The following is an 18,352-nucleotide window of genomic DNA, read 5'->3' on the forward strand; positions in this document are numbered from 1 at the left end:
GAAACGGACGTTTTTCATGTCTTAGGCTGTTTTTTCCACCCAGACACTGCGGACAAAGAAGAGGCTGATCAGAGCTAGTGCTAGAAAGGCAACTCCAAGGTAATAATAGGGTTGATCCATTGTAGTAGATCGACCAGAGAGGTTAACAATCCCTCGGTAGAGGGCTCCGGCTGTGAGCGTAGCCACTCCAGAATTCCAAAGATTGAGACTCAGGCGAGAGAAGCCTTTCACCATCAACTGTAGAAGCACTAGTAGGGTGCCACCGATCAAAGGAATAAAGAAGAGGTAGTGCATGAAGGCAGAGGTTTCGCCAAAACTAAAGTGTTCATAGATGCGACTTCCAACGAAGAAGAAAGCTGAAATAAGAGGATACCAGAGAATCGTTTTTTTCAATCGTTGTTTGATAGGATTAGTAACCGATGTAGACAATGTCGCTCACCGCCCTTTCTGAAATAGTACCATTTGTAGTTGGTTTGTTAATAACTTGGCCATTGAAATAAAGGGTAGAAGATCCACCACCATCCAAGTTGTAGGCTGTTTTAACGCCATAAGACTTCATCACTTCCGCTAATTGGTAGAGAGACAGTCCTTCACTTTCTGAAGTCCGTCCATCTGACACGACGATAATGTAGTGGTTTTCATCGATGATCCCAATCGCTGTACGTGGGTTGGATGCCATGGATTGTCCAACTTCTGAGTTGGTATCGACGGTAATTTCTCCATTTTCAACTAAGGAAGGACCGAAAGCGAGGAGATTGACGACCCCGTCCTTGACCAATTGATCTGCAGAGATCTCATCTTCGTAGATAATTTTGAAGGATCCATCCTTGTAAATGGCTAGGTCACCATTGCTTGAATCTTCCCGAACGGTATCGCGGTAGACCACTCCATTTCGGATGACGTATCCTGTACTGTTAGCCCCGTAATAGTCACCATTCACTGCCAGAATGGCACTGTTGTTGGCAGCTGTGACAGAGGTCTTAGCTGTCACGTTGGTTCCGTATGTGTTTTGTGCAAAGGCTGTTTTGAGGTAGTCAGATGAGCTGACTGTGATATCTGCAATGTAAACCTGGGTATTTTCAACCGTTTTTTCTGTTAAAGTCACCTGGATATTGTCATCTGAATAGCTGGTATCGGTCGTTGTTGCCGATGCAGCTGCTTTTTTTGCTGCTTTAGTATCCGTAGTCGTAGCTTTTACGGTTTGGATGGCATCGGATAAGACAAAGGTCTTGAGCATCGAGTAGCTAAAACTGCTGGTCAAAAGAAGGCCAAAGCAGGCAGCATAGGTGTAGGATTTTTTAAAGAATTTCATGGTGGGGAGCAGTCCTTTCTTTGAAGATCACTTTTTTCTGGATCACCCATGAGACCAGAAAGAGGAGGAAGCCAACGACAATCTTACTGATCAGGAGATTGAGCCCGAAAGCAGTATAGAAGAGTCGAATCAAGAGCGTATCGAGAATAAAGAGGCCGAGGGCTAGGCCAAAGTAGCCACTTCCAGTTTTAGCGACGCTGTCTTTGTTCTTAAAGACTAGGTGCTTATTGGTCGAGTAGTTAAAGATGGAACTCGTTACACGAGCGATCCCATTGGCTAGGAGAATACGTAGACTAATGGGCACGGCCATCATCACGAAAAGGAAGAAGGCGTAGACCAGATAGTCAACGATAAAACTACTCAGAGAGGAGAGGGCAAATTTGAACATGTCCTTGTAGATCATGAGGCCATCTCGAATAGGTCGGAAATGGGAGCCTTCGTTGTCATTGATGTAGGCCGTCTCGATGGGAACTTCCACGATGGGGAAGGATTTGCTTGCTGCGAGGAGTACATTCATTTCATATTCATAGCGCTGTCCGTCAACCTCAAGCATGAAAGGCAAGAGATTCGTAGTGAAAGCCCGTAGGCCCGTTTGGGTATCGCTGACCGCCACTCCGGTTTGTTGCTTAAATAAGAAGCGGGTCAATTTATTTCCGAAGGCGGAACGCAAAGGAACTTTTCCAGAGAAGGCGCGGGCTCCTAGAATAAGTGTTCCAGCATGCTCTTGAGATTGGTTAACAACCCTGAAAATATCCCAAATTTTGTGCTGACCGTCTGCATCAGCTGTAACAATGCTTCCATAGGTGCCTCTTTCTAGGATGTAGGCATAAGCAGTCTTGAGTGCTTGCCCTTTTCCTTGATTGTGCTCATGAGTCAGAACTGTCGCAAGACCGTCCAATTTGTCAAAAATCACTTTCTTGTCAGCGTCACTCCCATCGTCGACCACGATGATGTTGAGATCGCTCTTAGCGTGGACCAGGCGAACCAGTTTGACAAGATTCAGATCCGGTTGATAGGCGGGGATGATAAGATAATTCATAATCGTTCCTCGTTTCTTGAGATTTGTTGTAGCTAGTATAAAGACTCAAGCTTAAAGCTAACTGATATCAGTTTTCTTTAAGGAAAAGGGACAGGAAAGGAGTCTCTTTCCTTCTATAATTTCCATTTTAAAGGGGAAGTTTTCCTTTAATATCGTAGGGTATGTAAAAAATGATGTTTCAAATCCTAAAGATAATCCTTGCCTTTGTTCGAAAAGTCTGGTATAATAGTTTCTTGTGAGTAAACCTCACTTACCCCTTGCAAAGACTTGGGGTCATTAGTCCAAAAGGAGGAACATTATCAATGGCTAAATACGAAATTCTTTATATTATTCGTCCAAACATTGAAGAAGAAGCTAAAAATGCTTTGGTAGCACGTTTCGATTCTATCTTGACTGACAACGGTGCAACTGTTGTTGAATCAAAAGATTGGGAAAAACGTCGTCTTGCATACGAAATCCAAGATTTCCGTGAAGGACTTTACCACATCGTAAACGTTGAAGCGAACGACGCTGTAGCTCTTAACGAGTTCGACCGTCTTTCAAAAATCAACGGTGACATTCTTCGTCACATGATCGTAAAAGTTGACGCGTAAGAAATCATCAGAGGTGACTTATGATTAACAATGTTGTACTTGTCGGTCGTATGACCCGTGATGCTGAACTTCGTTACACTCCAAGCAATCAAGCAGTTGCTACTTTCAGCCTAGCTGTCAACCGCAACTTCAAGAGTCAGAATGGAGAGCGCGAAGCCGATTTCATCAACTGTGTGATCTGGCGTCAGCAAGCAGAAAACTTAGCCAACTGGGCTAAGAAAGGTGCTTTGATTGGGATTACCGGTCGCATTCAAACACGTAATTACGAAAACCAGCAAGGTCAACGTGTTTATGTCACTGAAGTCGTAGCAGACAGCTTCCAACTATTGGAAAGCCGTGCAGCACGCGAAGGGCATGCGGCTGGTGGCTATTCATCAGGTAATGGTGGTTTTGCTGGAAATGCAGGCCCAAGCTTTGGTGGATCTGAACCAAGCAATGCAGCGCCAAACTTTGGTCGTGAAGAAAATCCATTTGGTGCCAATCCAATGGACATCTCAGACGACGATCTTCCATTCTAAGAATGGGTTTAACGAATTAAAACTATAAAGGAGAATTAAACATGGCTCAACAACGTCGTGGCGGATTCAAACGCCGTAAAAAAGTTGATTACATCGCAGCAAACAAAATCGAATATGTCGATTACAAAGATACTGAGCTTCTTAGCCGTTTCGTTTCAGAACGTGGGAAAATCCTTCCTCGTCGTGTAACTGGAACTTCAGCGAAGAACCAACGTAAAGTAACAACAGCTATCAAACGCGCTCGCGTAATGGCTTTGATGCCTTTCGTAAACGAAGATTAAAAAAAAGACCCTAACGGGTCTTTTTTTTCAGGTCCGGTGGACCTCTTTTTCAGACCCTTTGGATCTTTTTTTGCGAGCATAGAAATGTGATAGTGTGTTAGGTCCGTGTGAAGCTCTTTGACCTTTCCCAAGCTCTGATTATGCTATAATGAGGGGAGAAAGGTATCAAGGAGGGAACTATGAAGGAAGGTGTAATCATCAGGAGGATGATAAAGGCAGATATTGAGCACATATCTCAAGCTTTTATCCACCAAGGGTGGCCGGGTAGAGAGGATATCTTGACTAGCTATTTGCAGGAGCATGAGAATAGAGAGAGGGACGTATTAGTAGCTGAGTCGGATGGATTTGTGGCAGGCTATATCACTATATTGCCTGCTGCCAAGCACGGCCCTTTCGTGGGAGTCTATCCTGAACTATCTGATTTTAATGTTTTTGAACCATTTAGAAATCGAGGGATTGGGAATCAACTCTTAGAGGAGGCAGAAAAAAGAGTCCGGCTACTATCAGAGATTGTTACTTTAGGGGTTGGTTTACACTCGGGTTATGGCCCAGCTCAAAGACTGTATGTCAAACGGGGCTATATCCCAGATGGATCTGGAGTTTGGTTTAGGGATCAGCCCTTGGCCCCTTACAGTTCTTGTGAAAACAATGATGACTTAGTCCTCTATTTTTCAAAAAGGTTGAACAGGGAAATACAGTAAAACAAAAACGGATGAAAACTTCATCCGTTTCTTTTTAGCGTCGAGTTGCGGGTGCTGTGCTCGAACTTTTAATATTAAAGCGTTTCTTGAGGTAGAAGCGAAGGACAAGTGCTAAAGCTCCTAAAACGATGGCGAAGACATCTGGAATAGTTGGGTTGAGAACCTGTGGGAGTAAGGAAGTAAAGGACAAGACAATGACCCAAAGGAACATGACTCCAACAAGAATCGGCATGGATTTCCAAAGAGAAGGACGCTCGCTGCGATCTTTGGTGCCATCCATATACTGATAGAAGAAGTAGTACATGAGATATAAGAGCAAAGCCCCTGTCAAACTTCCAAGGATCAAGGTGATCAAACCATAGCCAGTACGACGCGGTGCAACCAAGTTCATAAAGGCGCTAATCGCAGCAAAAACACCAAAGATAAAGAGGAAGGAATCCAAAATCATGAGAGAGGGAGCATCGTTTAATTTCGGATGCTCTTTTTCATAGCGTTCTTTCTCGCTGAAAGAATTCGCCCAAACAGTTGGAGCTCCAAAAAGAGTCCGTGCCGGAATCCCTTTTCCTTGGTTTTCATGGATAGCTGGAAGGATTTCTTGGATGAGGCTTTCTGCTTCTTCCTCTGATTTCCCGTTTTCAAGCAATTGGTGTTTGGCGATGCGGATAAATTCTTGGTTTTTCTTGCTGAGTTGATTCAAATCAAATTGAGACATAAATACTCCTTAGTGTTATTAGTAGGTGTTAGAACCATTTTTTATGGATGAGGTAGACGACGAGAGACCCGGTCAGGGCAAAAGCGATGAAAATGATGAGCCAGAAGGCGTTTGGTTCTCCATTGAGCGGTAATTCATTGTCTTTGAAGTTCATCCCATAGGCAGAGAAAATCATGGTTGGGATGGACATGACGATGGTCACCATGGCCAAGGTCTTCATGATGTTATTCTGGTTGTTGGAGATGATCGATGCGAAGGTATCGGTCATGGAGTGCAGGATATTTCCATAAATATCTGCCATCTCGATGGCCTGCTGGGTTTCGATCAAGGTATCTTCCAACAGATCCTCGTCTTCTAGGTATTTCTTGATGTTGCTAGTGGCACTGGTCAATTTCTTGATCACGCGCTCATTGGTTTTCAGAGAGGCCTTAAAGTAGACGATGGTTTTTTCCAACTCCATCAACTCAATCAGCTCTTCATTACGCGTTGATTTGTGCAATTGACTTTCAATCTGCTCGCTTTTGCGATCCAAGGTACGAAGCGCTGACAAGTAGAGTTCGGCGTTACGGTAGAGGATCTGAAAGATAAAGCGTGACCGCATAAAGGTATAGAAATTCCGCAAGCGTCGGTTGATAAAGATATCTAGAAGCGGCAATTTCTCCAAGCAAGTCGTGATAATAGCCTCTTCTGTTAGGATAATCCCTAGAGGAATCGTCACGTAGTAGGTCTGATTGTTCCGCTCTTCCTTGATGGGAACGTCGACGATGATCAAGGTATACTCATCTTCGATGGTCATACGGGACATTTCTTCCGCATCGAGTGGTGCCCGTAAGTCTGCAATATCGATATTAAAAGCAGAGGCGATTTCCATCGATTCACTTTGGGAAGGGTTCACAAGGTTGATCCAGCTACCGGGTTCCAGCGTCTCTATTTCTTTAAATTCAGTCGTTGTCGATAAAAAGACCTGTTTCATGGTGCCTCCCCTTGTTTTTTTACACCTTAACATTATATCAGAAAAAGGACGGTTTTGGATAAAAGAATACTAAAAAATTTGTTATAATGGAGGTTAACAAAAAGGTGATTAGAGTAAGAATATGCAAGATAAAATTGTCATTCATGGGGCACGCGCCCATAATTTAAAAAATATAGACGTGGAAATTCCACGGGACAAATTAGTCGTGGTGACGGGTTTGTCTGGTTCTGGAAAGTCCAGTCTGGCCTTTGATACTCTCTATGCAGAAGGTCAGCGCCGCTATGTGGAGAGCTTATCGGCCTATGCTCGGCAATTCTTGGGAAATATGGAAAAACCAGATGTCGACTCTATTGACGGCTTGAGTCCAGCCATTTCCATCGACCAAAAAACGACCAGTAAAAACCCACGTTCTACAGTGGGGACGGCAACAGAGATCAATGACTACCTGCGCCTGCTCTATGCGCGTGTAGGGACGCCTTATTGTATCAATGGACATGGGGCTATTACCGCTTCTTCGGTTGAGCAAATTGTCGATCAAGTCTTGGAATTACCAGAGCGCCAACGCCTGCAAATTCTAGCTCCCATTATCCGCAAGAAAAAAGGCCAGCACAAGAATATAATTGAAAAAGTCCAAAAAGACGGCTATGTTCGGGTTCGAGTTGACGGTGAGATCTATGATGTGACAGAGGTTCCAGAACTGTCTAAAAGCAAACAGCACACGATTGAAGTGGTGGTGGACCGAATCGTGATCAAAGAGGGCATCCGCTCGCGTCTCTTTGATTCGATTGAGGCAGCCCTTCGGATAGCGGACGGTTATGTGGTGATTGATACCATGGATGGAAAGGAACTGCTCTTTTCGGAGCATTATGCTTGTCCAGTCTGTGGCTTTACCGTTCCTGAATTAGAGCCCCGTCTCTTTTCTTTCAATGCGCCTTTTGGATCTTGTCCAGACTGTGATGGGCTGGGTATTAAGCTAGAGGTGGACTTGGATTTGGTGGTGCCAGATGATCGCTTAAGCCTTCGTGAAGGAGCACTTGCTCCTTGGAATCCGATCTCTTCTAACTACTATCCTCAGATGTTGGAGCAGGCCATGATCCATTTTGGTATTGATATGGACCGACCTTTTTCCGATCTTTCTCAAGAAGAAAAGGACTTGGTCCTCTATGGGTCAAATGGCAAGGAATTCCACTTCCACTATGAAAATGAGTTTGGTGGGGTTCGGGATATCGAAATTCCTTTTGAAGGGGTCGTAAATAACATTCACCGTCGTTTTCGTGAGACCAATAGTGATTTCACCCGCAACCAAATGCGCTCTTATATGAACGAATTGACCTGTGCAACCTGCCATGGCTACCGTCTCAATGACCAAGCACTTTCTGTTCGTGTTGGTGGGGAGAAGGGGATGCATATCGGGGAAGTGTCAGATCTATCGATTGCGGACCACTTAAAAGCCGTGGACCAACTGGTCTTAACGGACAATGAAGCTACGATTGCAAGACCGATCCTAAAAGAGATTAAGGATCGCTTGACCTTCTTAAACAATGTGGGGCTCAATTACTTGACCCTGTCACGATCGGCTGGGACCTTATCAGGTGGAGAAAGCCAGCGTATTCGTTTGGCAACCCAGATCGGTTCCAACCTCTCTGGTGTCCTTTATATCTTGGATGAGCCGTCTATTGGCCTCCATCAAAGGGACAATGACCGCCTGATTGCCAGTCTCAAGAAGATGCGTGATTTAGGCAACACCTTGATCGTCGTCGAACATGATGAAGATACCATGAGAGAGGCAGACTACCTGATCGACGTCGGCCCAGGTGCCGGTGTCTTTGGGGGAGAGATCGTTGCAGCAGGAACTCCAAAGCAGGTGGCTCGCAACAGCAAATCCATCACAGGTCAGTACTTGTCCGGCAAGCGCAAGATTCCGGTTCCAACGGAACGCCGTTCAGGGAATGGCCACTATATTGAAATAACAGGAGCCAGTGAGAATAACTTACAAGACATCACAGCGCGCTTTCCTCTGGGCAAATTTATCGCAGTCACTGGAGTTTCCGGTTCTGGAAAATCGACATTGATCAATGGCATCTTGAAAAAAGCCATCGCTCAAAAGCTCAACCGCAATTCGGAAAAACCAGGGAAATACAAGACGATTCAGGGGATTGAGCATATCGATCGCTTGATCGACATTGACCAAAGCCCGATTGGCCGGACTCCTCGTTCCAATCCAGCGACCTATACAGGCGTCTTCGATGACATTCGCGATCTCTTTGCTCAGACCAATGAAGCCAAAATTCGGGGCTATAAAAAAGGCCGCTTTAGTTTCAATGTCAAGGGCGGGCGTTGTGAAGCCTGCTCAGGAGATGGGATCATCAAGATTGAAATGCACTTCTTGCCGGATGTCTTTGTTCCTTGTGAGGTCTGCCATGGACGTCGTTACAATAGTGAGACCCTCGAAGTCCACTACAAGGAAAAAAATATTGCAGAAGTGCTGGATATGACGGTCAATAAGGCGGTTGAATTCTTCAAGCACATTCCAAAAATTGAACGCAAACTCAAGACCATCCAAGATGTGGGCTTGGGCTATGTAACGCTGGGGCAACCAGCGACCACCCTTTCAGGTGGGGAAGCGCAGCGAATGAAGTTGGCTTCTGAATTGCACAAGCGCTCTACAGGAAAATCCTTCTATATCTTGGATGAACCAACGACCGGACTCCATACCGAAGACATTTCTCGCTTGATCAAAGTCTTAGAGCGTTTTGTGGATGATGGCAATACAGTACTTGTGATTGAGCACAATTTAGATGTTATTAAGACAGCAGACCATATCATCGATTTAGGACCAGAAGGTGGTGTCGGTGGTGGAACCATTATTGCGACCGGAACACCAGAAGAAGTAGCAGCAAATCCTGCTAGCTACACAGGACAATATTTGAAAGGAAAATTACAATGAATCAACGGATCAGCAACTTAAGAAACAAAATGAAAGCCCAAAACCTCAAAGCAGTATTGATTAACAATTTGAAAAATGTTTATTATTTGACCAATTTCTGGGGTTCAAACGGAACTGCTTTGGTGACAGAAGAACGTGTGGTACTCTTTACAGATTCGCGCTACACCATCCATGCCCATGCGACTTGTTTTCATTTTGTAGAGATTGTGGAAACCCGCGATGAGTTGACTGCAGCTGCAGAGATCGTTAAGAACCTTGGAATCAAAGAACTTGGTTTTGAGGACGAAGTGACGGTAGCCTACCATGCCCGTATGGCTTCTGTTTTCAGTGGCATTACCCTTCAATCCCTAGCGAATTTTGTCATGGAATTGCGCTTGATTAAGGATGAAACGGAGATTGCGGCCATTAAAAAAGCTTGTAGTATCTCTGACCAAGCCTTCCGTGATATTTTGGATTATATCAAGGTAGGGAAAACGACAGAGTTGGAAGCAGCAACTTTCCTCGATTTTAGAATGCGGGAGTTGGGAGCTTCTGGTGTATCTTTTGATATTATCTCGGCAGCTGGTGAACGCTCTGCCATGCCTCACGCGACTCCAAGTGATCGGGTGATTTCAGCAGGAGATGCCTTGACCCTTGATTTTGGTTGCTTGTATGACCACTATGTCAGCGATATGACACGGACTATCTATGCAGGACATGTCAGCGACAAGGAAAGAGAAATTTACGAAACCGTTTTGAAAGCCAATCAAGCCTTGATTGATGCGGCTAAAGATGGACTTGGCTTCCGTGATTTTGATAAAATTCCACGTGATGTGATCGAAGCGGCCGGCTATGGTCAATACTTTACTCATGGAATCGGTCATGGAATTGGGCTAGATATCCACGAAGAACCATACTTCAGCCAAACGTCTAAAGAAGCGATTCAAGCAGGGATGGTCTTAACAGATGAGCCAGGTATTTATATCGAAGGTCTCTCTGGTGTGCGGATCGAAGATGACCTCTTGATCACAGAAACTGGCTGTGAAGTCTTGACTCTTGCTCCTAAAGAATTGATTGTCCTTTAAAATATACGTTTCTCTTAACTTCTGTTTAGACAGAGATGTGAAGAGAAGACTATGAAATGAATTGTAGAGGAGTTCTTCTCCCTGACATCTTATTTGGAGCCCTATCCATTTTGGTATAGGAACTAACAGAACAAAACACGAAAGAAGCAAAGGGTAATTTGGATGTGGATGGATCAGGGGCGGTCCATAGCAATCCTTTCTTCTCCAAAAGAGGTAATTGCTGTTTGAGAAAAATCAAATAGTGTGTTACAATAAAGAGTAATCTATTTTTAAAAAAGAGGTAATAAAACATGATCGAAGCAAGTAAATTGAAAGCTGGTATGACTTTTGAAACAGCTGACGGAAAATTGATCCGCGTTTTGGAAGCTAGCCACCACAAACCAGGTAAAGGAAATACTATCATGCGTATGAAATTGCGTGATGTCCGTACTGGTTCAACATTTGATACAAGCTACCGTCCAGAAGAAAAATTTGAACAAGCGATTATCGAAACTGTTCCAGCTCAATACTTGTACAAAATGGATGATACAGCCTACTTCATGAACACTGAAACATATGACCAATATGAAATTCCAGTTGTGAATGTAGAACAAGAATTGCTTTATATCCTTGAAAACTCAGAAGTAAAAATTCAATTCTACGGAAGCGAAGTCATCGGTGTAACAGTTCCTACAACTGTTGAATTGACTGTTGCAGAAACTCAACCATCTATCAAAGGTGCTACAGTGACTGGTTCTGGTAAACCTGCTACAATGGAAACTGGTTTGGTCGTAAACGTTCCTGACTTCATCGAAGCTGGACAAAAATTGGTCATTAACACTACTGAAGGAACTTACGTTTCTCGTGCATAAGAGACATCTCAGGGTGTCAAATAGAAAGGAACTTCTATGGCAACTGAACAATTTGGTGACATCGTTATTGCACCACGTGTATTAGAAAAAATTATTGCGATTGCGACAGCAAAAGTAGAGGGTGTCTATTCGCTTGAAAACAAGAGTGTTTCAGATAGCTTATCCAAACGCTCCCTTGGACGTGGCGTCTACCTTCATACAGAAGAAGATGGTCAAGTTTCAGTAGACATCTATCTCTATTTAGAATATGGAGTGGCTGTACCATCTGTCGCTGTAGCCATTCAAAAAGCGGTCAAGTCTGCAGTTTATGATATGGCAGATGTAACCTTGGATGCTGTCAACATTCACGTTGTTGGTATCGCAACGGAAAAATCTCCAAAACCAGACTTGAAAGATTTGTTTAATGAGGACTTCCTCAATGACTGATGAAATTTTATTAGAATCACGTCGAGATTTGCGTGAGCGCGCCTTCCAAGCCTTGATGGCCTTGGAATACGATGGAGACATTGTTGAAGCTTGTCGTTTTGCTTATCTACATGATAAGGACCTAGCAGAAGACAAAGAAGTCGATCTTCCTGCCTTTCTCATGAATCTCGTGACGGGTGTCTACCAATCCAAAGATCAACTGGACCAGCAAATCGGTCAACATTTGAAAACCGGCTGGACTGTTGAGCGCTTGACCTTGGTAGAGAAAAACATCCTTCGTCTGGGAATTTACGAAATGACAGAGTTTGATACACCACAGATCGTCGCAGTCAATGAAGCGGTGGAATTGGCCAAGGCCTTTTCAGATGAAACCTCTTCACGATTTGTCAACGGTGTCCTCAGTCAATTTGTGACAGAAGAATAATTAAAAAAGAGCCGATGGCTCTTTTTTTGTGAAAAATATCCCCACAGTTTCTACTGAGGGGATACTGCTTTTAGACACTTTTTCCAGAGTGGAGACTAACGGGCAAGAAATAACCGGTAGTCGCTACTTTTTTTCCTTCGATCTTTTGGAGTAAAAGATCCACCATGAGGATAGCAATGTCTTCGAGGGGTTGTTGGATGGTTGTCAGTTCAGGTGTATAGGTCTCAATGAACTGGGTTCCATCATAACCAATCACTTTCAAATCCTGGGGAATCTGAATATCTAATTCTCTAGCGACTTTCATGATCAAGATCGCCGTCAAATCATCGGAGGCGAAAATGGCATCTGGTTTGTGGTGGGTTAAAATCTGTTTGATTTCCATTTCTTTGCGAATAGGGGAGAAATCACTGGAAACATTAATGATCATGGACTCAGGTAGAACCGATGCAAACCCCGCATGACGCAAGCCTGTTGGGGAGTTGGAGTTGTCATTCCCTGTGATCATGATAATCTTTCGGGCTCCGGTTTTTACTAAAGTTTCTGCTGCAAGCACCCCGCCAGCGTAGTTGTCTGAAGAGACAACCGGAATTTCTGGGGAGAGGTTGCGGTCAAAAGCAATGATAGGAGCAGTTACCCGGTTGTAATCTTCAATGCCCAAATTATGACTTCCTGAAATGATGCCATCTACCTGGTTAGCCTCCAACATCTCAATATATTCGCGCTCTTTTTCGGAGTCGTGTTCACTATTGCAGATGATGGTTTTATAGCCGTGTTTGAAGAGTTGGTGTTCTAGTTTGTCGATTAATTCAGCATAGAAAACATTGCTGATGTTGGGAAAGATCAAGCCGACTAACTTGGCTGATTTTCCTTGGAGGCTACGAGCAACATTGTTAGGTTTATAGCCCAATTCTCGCATGGCTTCTTGGACTTTTTGGATCGTTTTTTCAGACAGGTATCCTTTTTTATTGATGACCCGTGAGACAGTAGTAGGGCTGACACCGGCGAGTTTGGCGACATCAGTTAGCTTTGCGACCATAATCAAGTTCGTAGTAAGTTCCAGTAGGGTTTCCAGACTTGATCAAGATTCCATTTTGATCCGCATGTGGGTAGACCCGACCAGAAAATACTTTTTCTCCTTTATTGATAAAGATTTCAAAAATTGAATTGTCAATGAAAATATTAGCGGTTGTGGCTTGGTTAGCGATTGGGCAGCTACGGCTCGTACCGAATTCTTGGGCATATTGCTCACCTGCCTGGCTACGATCGACTGTGACTAATCCCTTAGAGAGATCGAATGAGAGAGCTAAGCCCTTTCCTTCTGCATCTGCAAAGAGGACGATTTCGTTTTGGCTATCTTTTTCAAACTGCAATTCCAATTCATAGCAGTTCTTGGTTTGTGCCTTGTTGGCAAATGCCTCACCCTCAGCGCGCAAGTCCTTGATGGCTTCGACTGGGTATTGGTAGAGTTTTCCGTCTTTGATGGTTAATTCTTTGACCAGTGAGAGAGCTCCTTGATAGTCATAGGAATCTGTTGGATAAGAAACATCAGGAAGACCTAGCCAGCTGACAGCATAGGCACGTCCATCGGGGGCATTGAATCCTTGAGTTGCATAGGCTTCAAAACCATAGTCGAGATTATGCAATTCAGATACATCCACCATTTTGGCCTTTTCTGGGTCAAAGCTTGCCCCGATCTTGTACATATTTGGATAGATATTGTCATAATCGAGAACTGATTTATCTAAGCCTTGAGGGCAGTAGAGGAGAATGGGTTGGTCTCCAACAAAGACGAGGTTGGGACATTCCATCATATAAGCTGTCCGGTCATTTGCAAAATCCAAGTCACCGACTGCAACCCAGTTGGTATAGTCGTTATCTACAGCCTTATAGAGACGGATGAATCCTTTCTTCTCAAGGTCTTGACCGCCAACGATAGCGTAGAATTGACCCTTGAAATTAAAAATCTGTGGGTCACGGAAGTGATCCGTAGAGTCAGCCGGTTGATCAATCAAGATTTTGTCAATTTTTTCAATCTTTCCGTCCTTGTCCATCAAAGCACCGACTTGGTAAGGATGACGAACCCATTCTGCATCACGAACATTTCCGGTGTAGAATAAGAATAGTTTGTCACCAAACTGCATGGCTGATCCGGAATAAGCGCCATGGCTATCCAGTTCAGTGTCTGGAAAAAGCGTTACCCCAGTTTCTTTGAAATGAACCAAGTCTTCACTTTCTGTTTGTACCCATGATTTTAACCCATGGGCGGCACCAAATGGGAAATTTTGGTAAAACAAGATCCATTTTCCATCAAAGTAGGAAAAACCGTTAGGATCATTTAAGAGACCTGCTTTTGGCTCAACATGATAGTGTGTATGCCAAGGAGATTTGGCCATATGATCTTGGATGGCTTGCTTTTCCTCTGTTGTCCAGTCTTCGTAACGTCTGTAACGACGTTCAGTTGTCCATTCCATTTTATTCCTCCGAATTTTTTCTTACTTCCATAGTAACGATTTCCTATTAAAAATGCAAGCAATAAATGAAAAAAATGGCAAAAAATGTCAAACGATTGACAGCTATTTTGCAGCCTGAAGAAAAGAGGAGAAGTTGAAAATTTATGAAAATATGAAAGAAAATGAAAATAAAAGTCTGATTTAAAGTGCTAAAAAGCGTAGTACAGGCCTGTTTTAAAATGAAAATAGTTTCATACTGTCAAAAGGTGTCAAAAAGTCCAAAAAAGTTTCAAAAAAATCCTGCAAAACGCTTGACATATTTTCAATACGTGGTACAATTAAAAACGTAGAAACGATTTAACCGTTTACATTACAAAAAATAAGGAGATTTTTGCAAAATGTCAAATACAGAAATTGCAAAGCAGGTCATCGATGCAATCGGTGGGGTTGAGAACGTTAGCAGTGTTGCTCACTGTGCGACTCGTCTTCGCGTGATGGTAAAAGATGAATCAAAAATCAACAAAGATGTTGTTGAGAACATTGAAAAAGTACAAGGTGCTTTCTTTAACTCAGGTCAATACCAAATCATCTTTGGTACTGGTACTGTAAACAAGATCTATGATGAAGTAGTAGCTCTTGGCTTACCAACATCATCAAAAGATGAAATGAAAGCAGAAGCCGCTAAACAAGGAAACTGGTTCCAACGCGCGATCCGTACCTTTGGAGACGTTTTTGTTCCAATTCTACCAGCAATTGTTGCGACTGGATTGTTTATGGGGATTCGTGGTGCCATTGCTCAAGACCAGGTTTTGGCTTTGTTTGGCACAACAGCAGATGCATTTAAATCTACTGATTTTTATACCTATTCAACAATTTTAACTGATACCGCGTTTGCCTTCTTCCCAGCCTTGATTTCATGGTCTGCATTCCGAGTATTCGGAGGAAATCCTGTTCTTGGGATTGTAATTGGTTTGATGATGGTTAGTCCGACACTTCCAAATGCGTGGGTTGTAGCGGAAGATCCTTCTAAAGCAGCAACATACTTTGGTATCTTCCATCATGTGGTTGGATTCCAGAACTCAGTTCTTCCCGCTTTCTTCGTTGGTCTAATTGGTGCGAAACTTGAAAAGTGGCTCCATAAGAAAATTCCAGATGTCTTAGATTTGTTATTGGTTCCATTATTCACATTGACAATCATGTCATTCCTCGCTTTGTTTATTATTGGTCCATTCTTCCACAGTATCGAAGAATATGTACTAAATGTAACTAAGTTTATTTTGAATTTACCATTTGGTCTTGCAGGTCTTCTTATTGGTGGCGTTCATCAGTTGATTGTCGTTACCGGCGTCCATCATATCTTTAATCTTCTTGAATCACAATTAATTACTGCAGATAAAAAAGATCCATTTAATGCAATTATTACAGCGGCTATGACTGCACAAGCTGGAGCTACTTTAGCAGTGGCAGTGAAATCTAAATCTCAAAAAGTGAAAGCTCTAGCATTTCCTGCAACTATCTCTGCCTTGTTAGGTATTACTGAGCCTGCAATCTTTGGTGTAAACTTGCGTTATGTGAAACCATTCGTTATTGCTTTGGGAGCAGGTGCAGTAGGTGGTTGGATTGCATCTATGTTAAATCTTGCTGGTACAGGATTTGGTATTACAATTATTCCAGGAACGCTTCTCTATCTAAACGGTCAATTATTGAAATATGTATTTATGGTTGTATTTACAACTGCCCTAAGTTTCGGTTTGACTTATATGTTTGGTTATGAAGATGAAGCTTCATCAGTTCCTGCAGAGGACAAAGAAGCAGAAGCTATTATTGAAGAAGAAACAACTGGAGCTCTTCCAGCATCTCTTCAAGACGAAACCATTATCTCTCCGATCGTTGGTCAAGCTGTTGCTTTGTCTGATGTGAATGATCCTGTCTTCTCAAGTGGAGCGATGGGACAAGGGATTGCTATCAAACCAACTGAAGGCGTTGTCTATGCACCAGCAGATGCGGAAGTAACTATTGCTTTTGCGACTGGACATGCTTACGGTTTGAAAACAGCTAATGGTGCTGAAATCTTGATCCACGTTGGGATTGATACAGTATCAATGAATGGTGAAGGATTTGATCAAAAAGTAGCTCAAGGCGATAAAGTCAAAGCTGGTGAAGTCCTTGGTACATTTGATGCAGCGAAAATTGCCGCAGCTGGTCTTGAAGACACAACTATGGTGATCGTCACTAACACAGCTGACTTTGCTTCTGTCACACCTGTTGCAACTGGATCTGTTGCGAAGGGTGATGCGATCATCGAAGTCAAAGCTTAATCGAAAAATAAGTTCTCAAGGACTGGTCTATCATCTCCAGTCCTTGAATTTTATTTCTCAAAAAAAGTGTGTTTTTTCTTTAGAGAAGAGAAAAAGATTGACTACAAAATATGCTATAATAAATACAGGATATTTTTCATAATAAAAAAGGAGCCAACATGACAAAATTATATGGAAGTTTGGAAGCTGGCGGTACAAAATTTGTTTGTGCAGTTGGTGATGAAAACTATAATGTTGTGGAAAAAGTACAATTTCCAACAACCAAGCCAATTGAGACGATTGATAAGTGTATTGAATTTTTCTCAAAATTTGAGGATCTAGTTGGGCTTGCGATTGGATCATTTGGACCAATTGATATCGATCCAAATTCAAACACTTATGGTTTCATCACAACGACTCCAAAACCAAATTGGGCCAATGTAGATATCGTTGGGGCTTTCCGACGTGCCTTGAATGTACCTATCTATTTCACGACAGATGTGAATAGTTCTGCCTATGGAGAAGTGGTCGCACGCAATAACGCGGGTGGTCATATCGAAAACTTGGTTTACTATACAATCGGAACAGGAATCGGAGCTGGTGTCATCCAACGTGGTGAGTTTATCGGGGGAGCTGGACACCCAGAAATGGGGCACTACTATGTGGCCCAACACCCAATGGATGTAGAAAAAGAATTCAAGGGTGTTTGTCCTTTCCACAATGGCTGTTTGGAAGGCTTTGCGGCTGGTCCTAGTCTGGAAGCTCGTACAGGTATTCGTGGGGAAAACATTGAACTCAACAGCAATGTATGGGATATTCAAGCCTACTACATCGCACAAGCAGCGGTGAATGCGACAGTTACCTTCCGCCCAGACGTCATTGTCTTTGGAGGAGGAGTCATGGCTCAACAACATATGTTAGATCGTGTTCGCACGAAATTTACTGCCCTCTTGAACGGTTACCTCCCTGTACCTGATGTGAGAGATTATATTGTGACACCTGCAGTTGCCGGCAATGGTTCAGCGACCTTGGGGAACTTTGTCCTTGCAAAAGAAGTGAGCGAAAAGCTTAAAAAATAAGCAGCAATTGTCTCTTAGAGGTTAGAAACAAGAGCGAGGAGGCTGGGACAAAAGTCCTAGCCTCTCAATTATTTTTGGATTGTCGAGCAAGACGCAGTGGTTGAGTGGGCTCTACTACGCCGATTTCATCAGCTTTTACAGCCCTACTCAACTGTGCGGAGGTGGGACGATGAAATCCAATTCTAACGAATTACCGATTTCTGTCCCACTCTCTTCTTTCGTCTATCTATCAAGAAGTGAGGAAGGAATGAAAAAGAATATTGTAAAAGATGTCTTATTCTTGGGTCAAAAGTCAGAAGAAGCGACACCTGAGGATCGCACCTTGGCTTTGGATTTGCAGGACACCTTAAATGCTCATCTCCTTGAGTGTGTCGGTTTAGCAGCCAATATGATCGGGGTGAAAAAGCGAGCGATTATCATCCGAATGGGAAGTGAAAATTTGGTCCTGTTTAATCCGGTTCTCCTTGAAAAGAAAAAGCCTTACCAAACAGAGGAAGGATGCTTGTCCTTGGTGGGGAGTCGGCCGACCACTCGTTATGAGGAGATTTCAGTGGCCTATCGAGATATGAATTGGAAAGCAAAAACAATTCATTTGTCAGGCTTTCCGGCCCAGATCTGTCAGCATGAAATGGATCATCTAGAAGGCATTATTATCTAAAGATGAAGGATGGAGTCGATTCGGCTC

19 protein-coding genes are annotated in these 18,352 nt (G+C 43.2%); 12 read left to right on the top strand and 7 right to left on the bottom strand.

The genetic code is table 11. The annotated features are described in order from the left end of the window. Window positions 1–21 precede the first annotated feature (21 nt). From SM122_RS09605 to SM122_RS09615, 3 genes are read right to left on the bottom strand one after another with little or no spacing between them, the layout of a single operon-like run. A complete protein-coding gene (locus tag SM122_RS09605; RefSeq protein ID WP_037585728.1) occupies window positions 22–429 on the bottom strand; it encodes a hypothetical protein in 408 nt (135 codons plus the stop codon). Further along, a complete protein-coding gene (locus SM122_RS09610) occupies window positions 410–1,312 on the bottom strand; it encodes a phosphodiester glycosidase family protein (RefSeq protein WP_031576920.1) in 903 nt (300 codons plus the stop codon). Before SM122_RS09610 ends, SM122_RS09605 begins: the two co-directional genes overlap by 20 nt. After that, complete coding sequence (locus tag SM122_RS09615; RefSeq protein WP_195326709.1) at window positions 1,299–2,351, bottom strand: bifunctional glycosyltransferase family 2/GtrA family protein; 1,053 nt, start codon at window positions 2,349–2,351, stop codon at window positions 1,299–1,301. The genes SM122_RS09610 and SM122_RS09615 overlap by 14 nt, the downstream gene beginning before the upstream one ends. A 302-nt stretch (window positions 2,352–2,653) precedes the next feature. Between SM122_RS09615 and rpsF the strand changes: the two genes are divergently transcribed. The 4 genes from rpsF (at window position 2,654) to SM122_RS09635 (ending at window position 4,444) form a co-directional block, all read left to right on the top strand. After that, window positions 2,654–2,944: a 30S ribosomal protein S6 gene (gene rpsF, locus SM122_RS09620; RefSeq protein ID WP_003005040.1), complete on the top strand. Its 291-nt coding sequence runs from the start codon at window positions 2,654–2,656 to the stop codon at window positions 2,942–2,944. A 20-nt stretch (window positions 2,945–2,964) separates the two neighbouring features. Then, window positions 2,965–3,462 carry a single-stranded DNA-binding protein gene (locus SM122_RS09625; RefSeq protein WP_195326710.1) on the top strand — a complete coding sequence of 166 codons (498 nt, stop codon included), beginning with the start codon at window positions 2,965–2,967 and terminating at the stop codon, window positions 3,460–3,462. 41 nt (window positions 3,463–3,503) lie between these two features. After that, window positions 3,504–3,743, top strand: a complete 240-nt coding sequence (gene rpsR / locus SM122_RS09630; protein ID WP_000068664.1) for a 30S ribosomal protein S18 — start codon at window positions 3,504–3,506, stop codon at window positions 3,741–3,743. A gap of 179 nt (window positions 3,744–3,922) precedes the next feature. Continuing rightward, window positions 3,923–4,444: a GNAT family N-acetyltransferase gene (locus tag SM122_RS09635; protein ID WP_118095515.1), complete on the top strand. Its 522-nt coding sequence runs from the start codon at window positions 3,923–3,925 to the stop codon at window positions 4,442–4,444. 34 nt (window positions 4,445–4,478) lie between these two features. Here the strand turns inward: SM122_RS09635 and SM122_RS09640 are convergent, their stop codons facing one another. Together SM122_RS09640 and SM122_RS09645 are read right to left on the bottom strand one after the other, a co-directional pair. Further along, a complete protein-coding gene (locus SM122_RS09640; protein ID WP_031576885.1) occupies window positions 4,479–5,156 on the bottom strand; it encodes a DUF1129 domain-containing protein in 678 nt (225 codons plus the stop codon). Window positions 5,157–5,184: 28 nt separating this feature from the next. Then, entirely contained in the window at window positions 5,185–6,129 is a 945-nt protein-coding gene (locus tag SM122_RS09645; RefSeq protein ID WP_031576884.1) for a magnesium transporter CorA family protein, read from the bottom strand. Window positions 6,130–6,250: 121 nt separating this feature from the next. Here SM122_RS09645 and uvrA point away from each other — a divergent pair, with 121 nt between their 5' ends. From uvrA to nusB, 5 genes are all read left to right on the top strand, one after another. Continuing rightward, window positions 6,251–9,076 (top strand): excinuclease ABC subunit UvrA, encoded by a 2,826-nt coding sequence (uvrA, locus tag SM122_RS09650; protein WP_155170160.1) that lies wholly within the window; start codon window positions 6,251–6,253, stop codon window positions 9,074–9,076. Continuing rightward, window positions 9,073–10,140, top strand: coding sequence for a M24 family metallopeptidase (locus SM122_RS09655; protein ID WP_195326711.1), 1,068 nt, complete (start codon window positions 9,073–9,075; stop codon window positions 10,138–10,140). Before uvrA ends, SM122_RS09655 begins: the two co-directional genes overlap by 4 nt. Before the next feature lie 290 nt (window positions 10,141–10,430). Beyond that, window positions 10,431–10,991: an elongation factor P gene (gene efp, locus SM122_RS09660; protein ID WP_003005479.1), complete on the top strand. Its 561-nt coding sequence runs from the start codon at window positions 10,431–10,433 to the stop codon at window positions 10,989–10,991. Window positions 10,992–11,027: 36 nt separating this feature from the next. Next, complete coding sequence (locus SM122_RS09665; RefSeq protein ID WP_003005404.1) at window positions 11,028–11,417, top strand: Asp23/Gls24 family envelope stress response protein; 390 nt, start codon at window positions 11,028–11,030, stop codon at window positions 11,415–11,417. Continuing rightward, window positions 11,410–11,841 carry a transcription antitermination factor NusB gene (nusB, locus tag SM122_RS09670; protein WP_003008602.1) on the top strand — a complete coding sequence of 144 codons (432 nt, stop codon included), beginning with the start codon at window positions 11,410–11,412 and terminating at the stop codon, window positions 11,839–11,841. The genes SM122_RS09665 and nusB overlap by 8 nt, the downstream gene beginning before the upstream one ends. A gap of 70 nt (window positions 11,842–11,911) precedes the next feature. On the opposite strand, the gene SM122_RS09675 is transcribed toward nusB, so the two are convergent. Together SM122_RS09675 and SM122_RS09680 are read right to left on the bottom strand one after the other, a co-directional pair. Next, window positions 11,912–12,877: a LacI family DNA-binding transcriptional regulator gene (locus tag SM122_RS09675; RefSeq protein WP_024055083.1), complete on the bottom strand. Its 966-nt coding sequence runs from the start codon at window positions 12,875–12,877 to the stop codon at window positions 11,912–11,914. After that, window positions 12,858–14,312, bottom strand: a complete 1,455-nt coding sequence (locus SM122_RS09680) for a sucrose-6-phosphate hydrolase (protein WP_049497749.1) — start codon at window positions 14,310–14,312, stop codon at window positions 12,858–12,860. The genes SM122_RS09675 and SM122_RS09680 overlap by 20 nt, the downstream gene beginning before the upstream one ends. A gap of 377 nt (window positions 14,313–14,689) precedes the next feature. Between SM122_RS09680 and SM122_RS09685 the strand changes: the two genes are divergently transcribed. The 3 genes from SM122_RS09685 (at window position 14,690) to SM122_RS09695 (ending at window position 18,325) form a co-directional block, all read left to right on the top strand. Further along, complete coding sequence (locus SM122_RS09685) at window positions 14,690–16,609, top strand: sucrose-specific PTS transporter subunit IIBC (RefSeq protein WP_049488561.1); 1,920 nt, start codon at window positions 14,690–14,692, stop codon at window positions 16,607–16,609. A 158-nt stretch (window positions 16,610–16,767) separates the two neighbouring features. Further along, complete coding sequence (gene scrK / locus SM122_RS09690) at window positions 16,768–17,667, top strand: fructokinase ScrK (RefSeq protein ID WP_003016958.1); 900 nt, start codon at window positions 16,768–16,770, stop codon at window positions 17,665–17,667. A gap of 247 nt (window positions 17,668–17,914) precedes the next feature. Continuing rightward, on the top strand, window positions 17,915–18,325 hold the full coding sequence (locus SM122_RS09695) for a peptide deformylase (protein WP_024054812.1): 411 nt from the start codon (window positions 17,915–17,917) through the stop codon (window positions 18,323–18,325). The last annotated feature ends 27 nt before the right edge of the window (window positions 18,326–18,352 follow it).

Origin of the sequence: Streptococcus gingivalis (assembly GCF_035544715.1) — a bacterium.
Classification (GTDB): Bacteria; Bacillota; Bacilli; order Lactobacillales; family Streptococcaceae; genus Streptococcus; species Streptococcus gingivalis.

Bases quoted from the DNA above. Each gene is read 5' to 3' on its own strand.
- SM122_RS09635 (WP_118095515.1), top strand. From the start codon at position 3,923: ATGAAGGAAGGTGTAATCATCAGGAGGATGATAAAGGCAGATATTGAG.
- uvrA (WP_155170160.1), top strand. From the start codon at position 6,251: ATGCAAGATAAAATTGTCATTCATGGGGCACGCGCCCATAATTTAAAA.
- SM122_RS09610 (WP_031576920.1), bottom strand. From the start codon at position 1,312: ATGAAATTCTTTAAAAAATCCTACACCTATGCTGCCTGCTTTGGCCTT.
- SM122_RS09680 (WP_049497749.1), bottom strand. From the start codon at position 14,312: ATGGAATGGACAACTGAACGTCGTTACAGACGTTACGAAGACTGGACA.
- scrK (WP_003016958.1), top strand. From the start codon at position 16,768: ATGACAAAATTATATGGAAGTTTGGAAGCTGGCGGTACAAAATTTGTT.
- SM122_RS09625 (WP_195326710.1), top strand. From the start codon at position 2,965: ATGATTAACAATGTTGTACTTGTCGGTCGTATGACCCGTGATGCTGAA.
- SM122_RS09615 (WP_195326709.1), bottom strand. From the start codon at position 2,351: ATGAATTATCTTATCATCCCCGCCTATCAACCGGATCTGAATCTTGTC.
- SM122_RS09685 (WP_049488561.1), top strand. From the start codon at position 14,690: ATGTCAAATACAGAAATTGCAAAGCAGGTCATCGATGCAATCGGTGGG.
- rpsF (WP_003005040.1), top strand. From the start codon at position 2,654: ATGGCTAAATACGAAATTCTTTATATTATTCGTCCAAACATTGAAGAA.
- nusB (WP_003008602.1), top strand. From the start codon at position 11,410: ATGACTGATGAAATTTTATTAGAATCACGTCGAGATTTGCGTGAGCGC.
- SM122_RS09655 (WP_195326711.1), top strand. From the start codon at position 9,073: ATGAATCAACGGATCAGCAACTTAAGAAACAAAATGAAAGCCCAAAAC.
- rpsR (WP_000068664.1), top strand. From the start codon at position 3,504: ATGGCTCAACAACGTCGTGGCGGATTCAAACGCCGTAAAAAAGTTGAT.
- efp (WP_003005479.1), top strand. From the start codon at position 10,431: ATGATCGAAGCAAGTAAATTGAAAGCTGGTATGACTTTTGAAACAGCT.
- SM122_RS09675 (WP_024055083.1), bottom strand. From the start codon at position 12,877: ATGGTCGCAAAGCTAACTGATGTCGCCAAACTCGCCGGTGTCAGCCCT.
- SM122_RS09695 (WP_024054812.1), top strand. From the start codon at position 17,915: ATGAAAAAGAATATTGTAAAAGATGTCTTATTCTTGGGTCAAAAGTCA.
- SM122_RS09640 (WP_031576885.1), bottom strand. From the start codon at position 5,156: ATGTCTCAATTTGATTTGAATCAACTCAGCAAGAAAAACCAAGAATTT.
- SM122_RS09645 (WP_031576884.1), bottom strand. From the start codon at position 6,129: ATGAAACAGGTCTTTTTATCGACAACGACTGAATTTAAAGAAATAGAG.
- SM122_RS09665 (WP_003005404.1), top strand. From the start codon at position 11,028: ATGGCAACTGAACAATTTGGTGACATCGTTATTGCACCACGTGTATTA.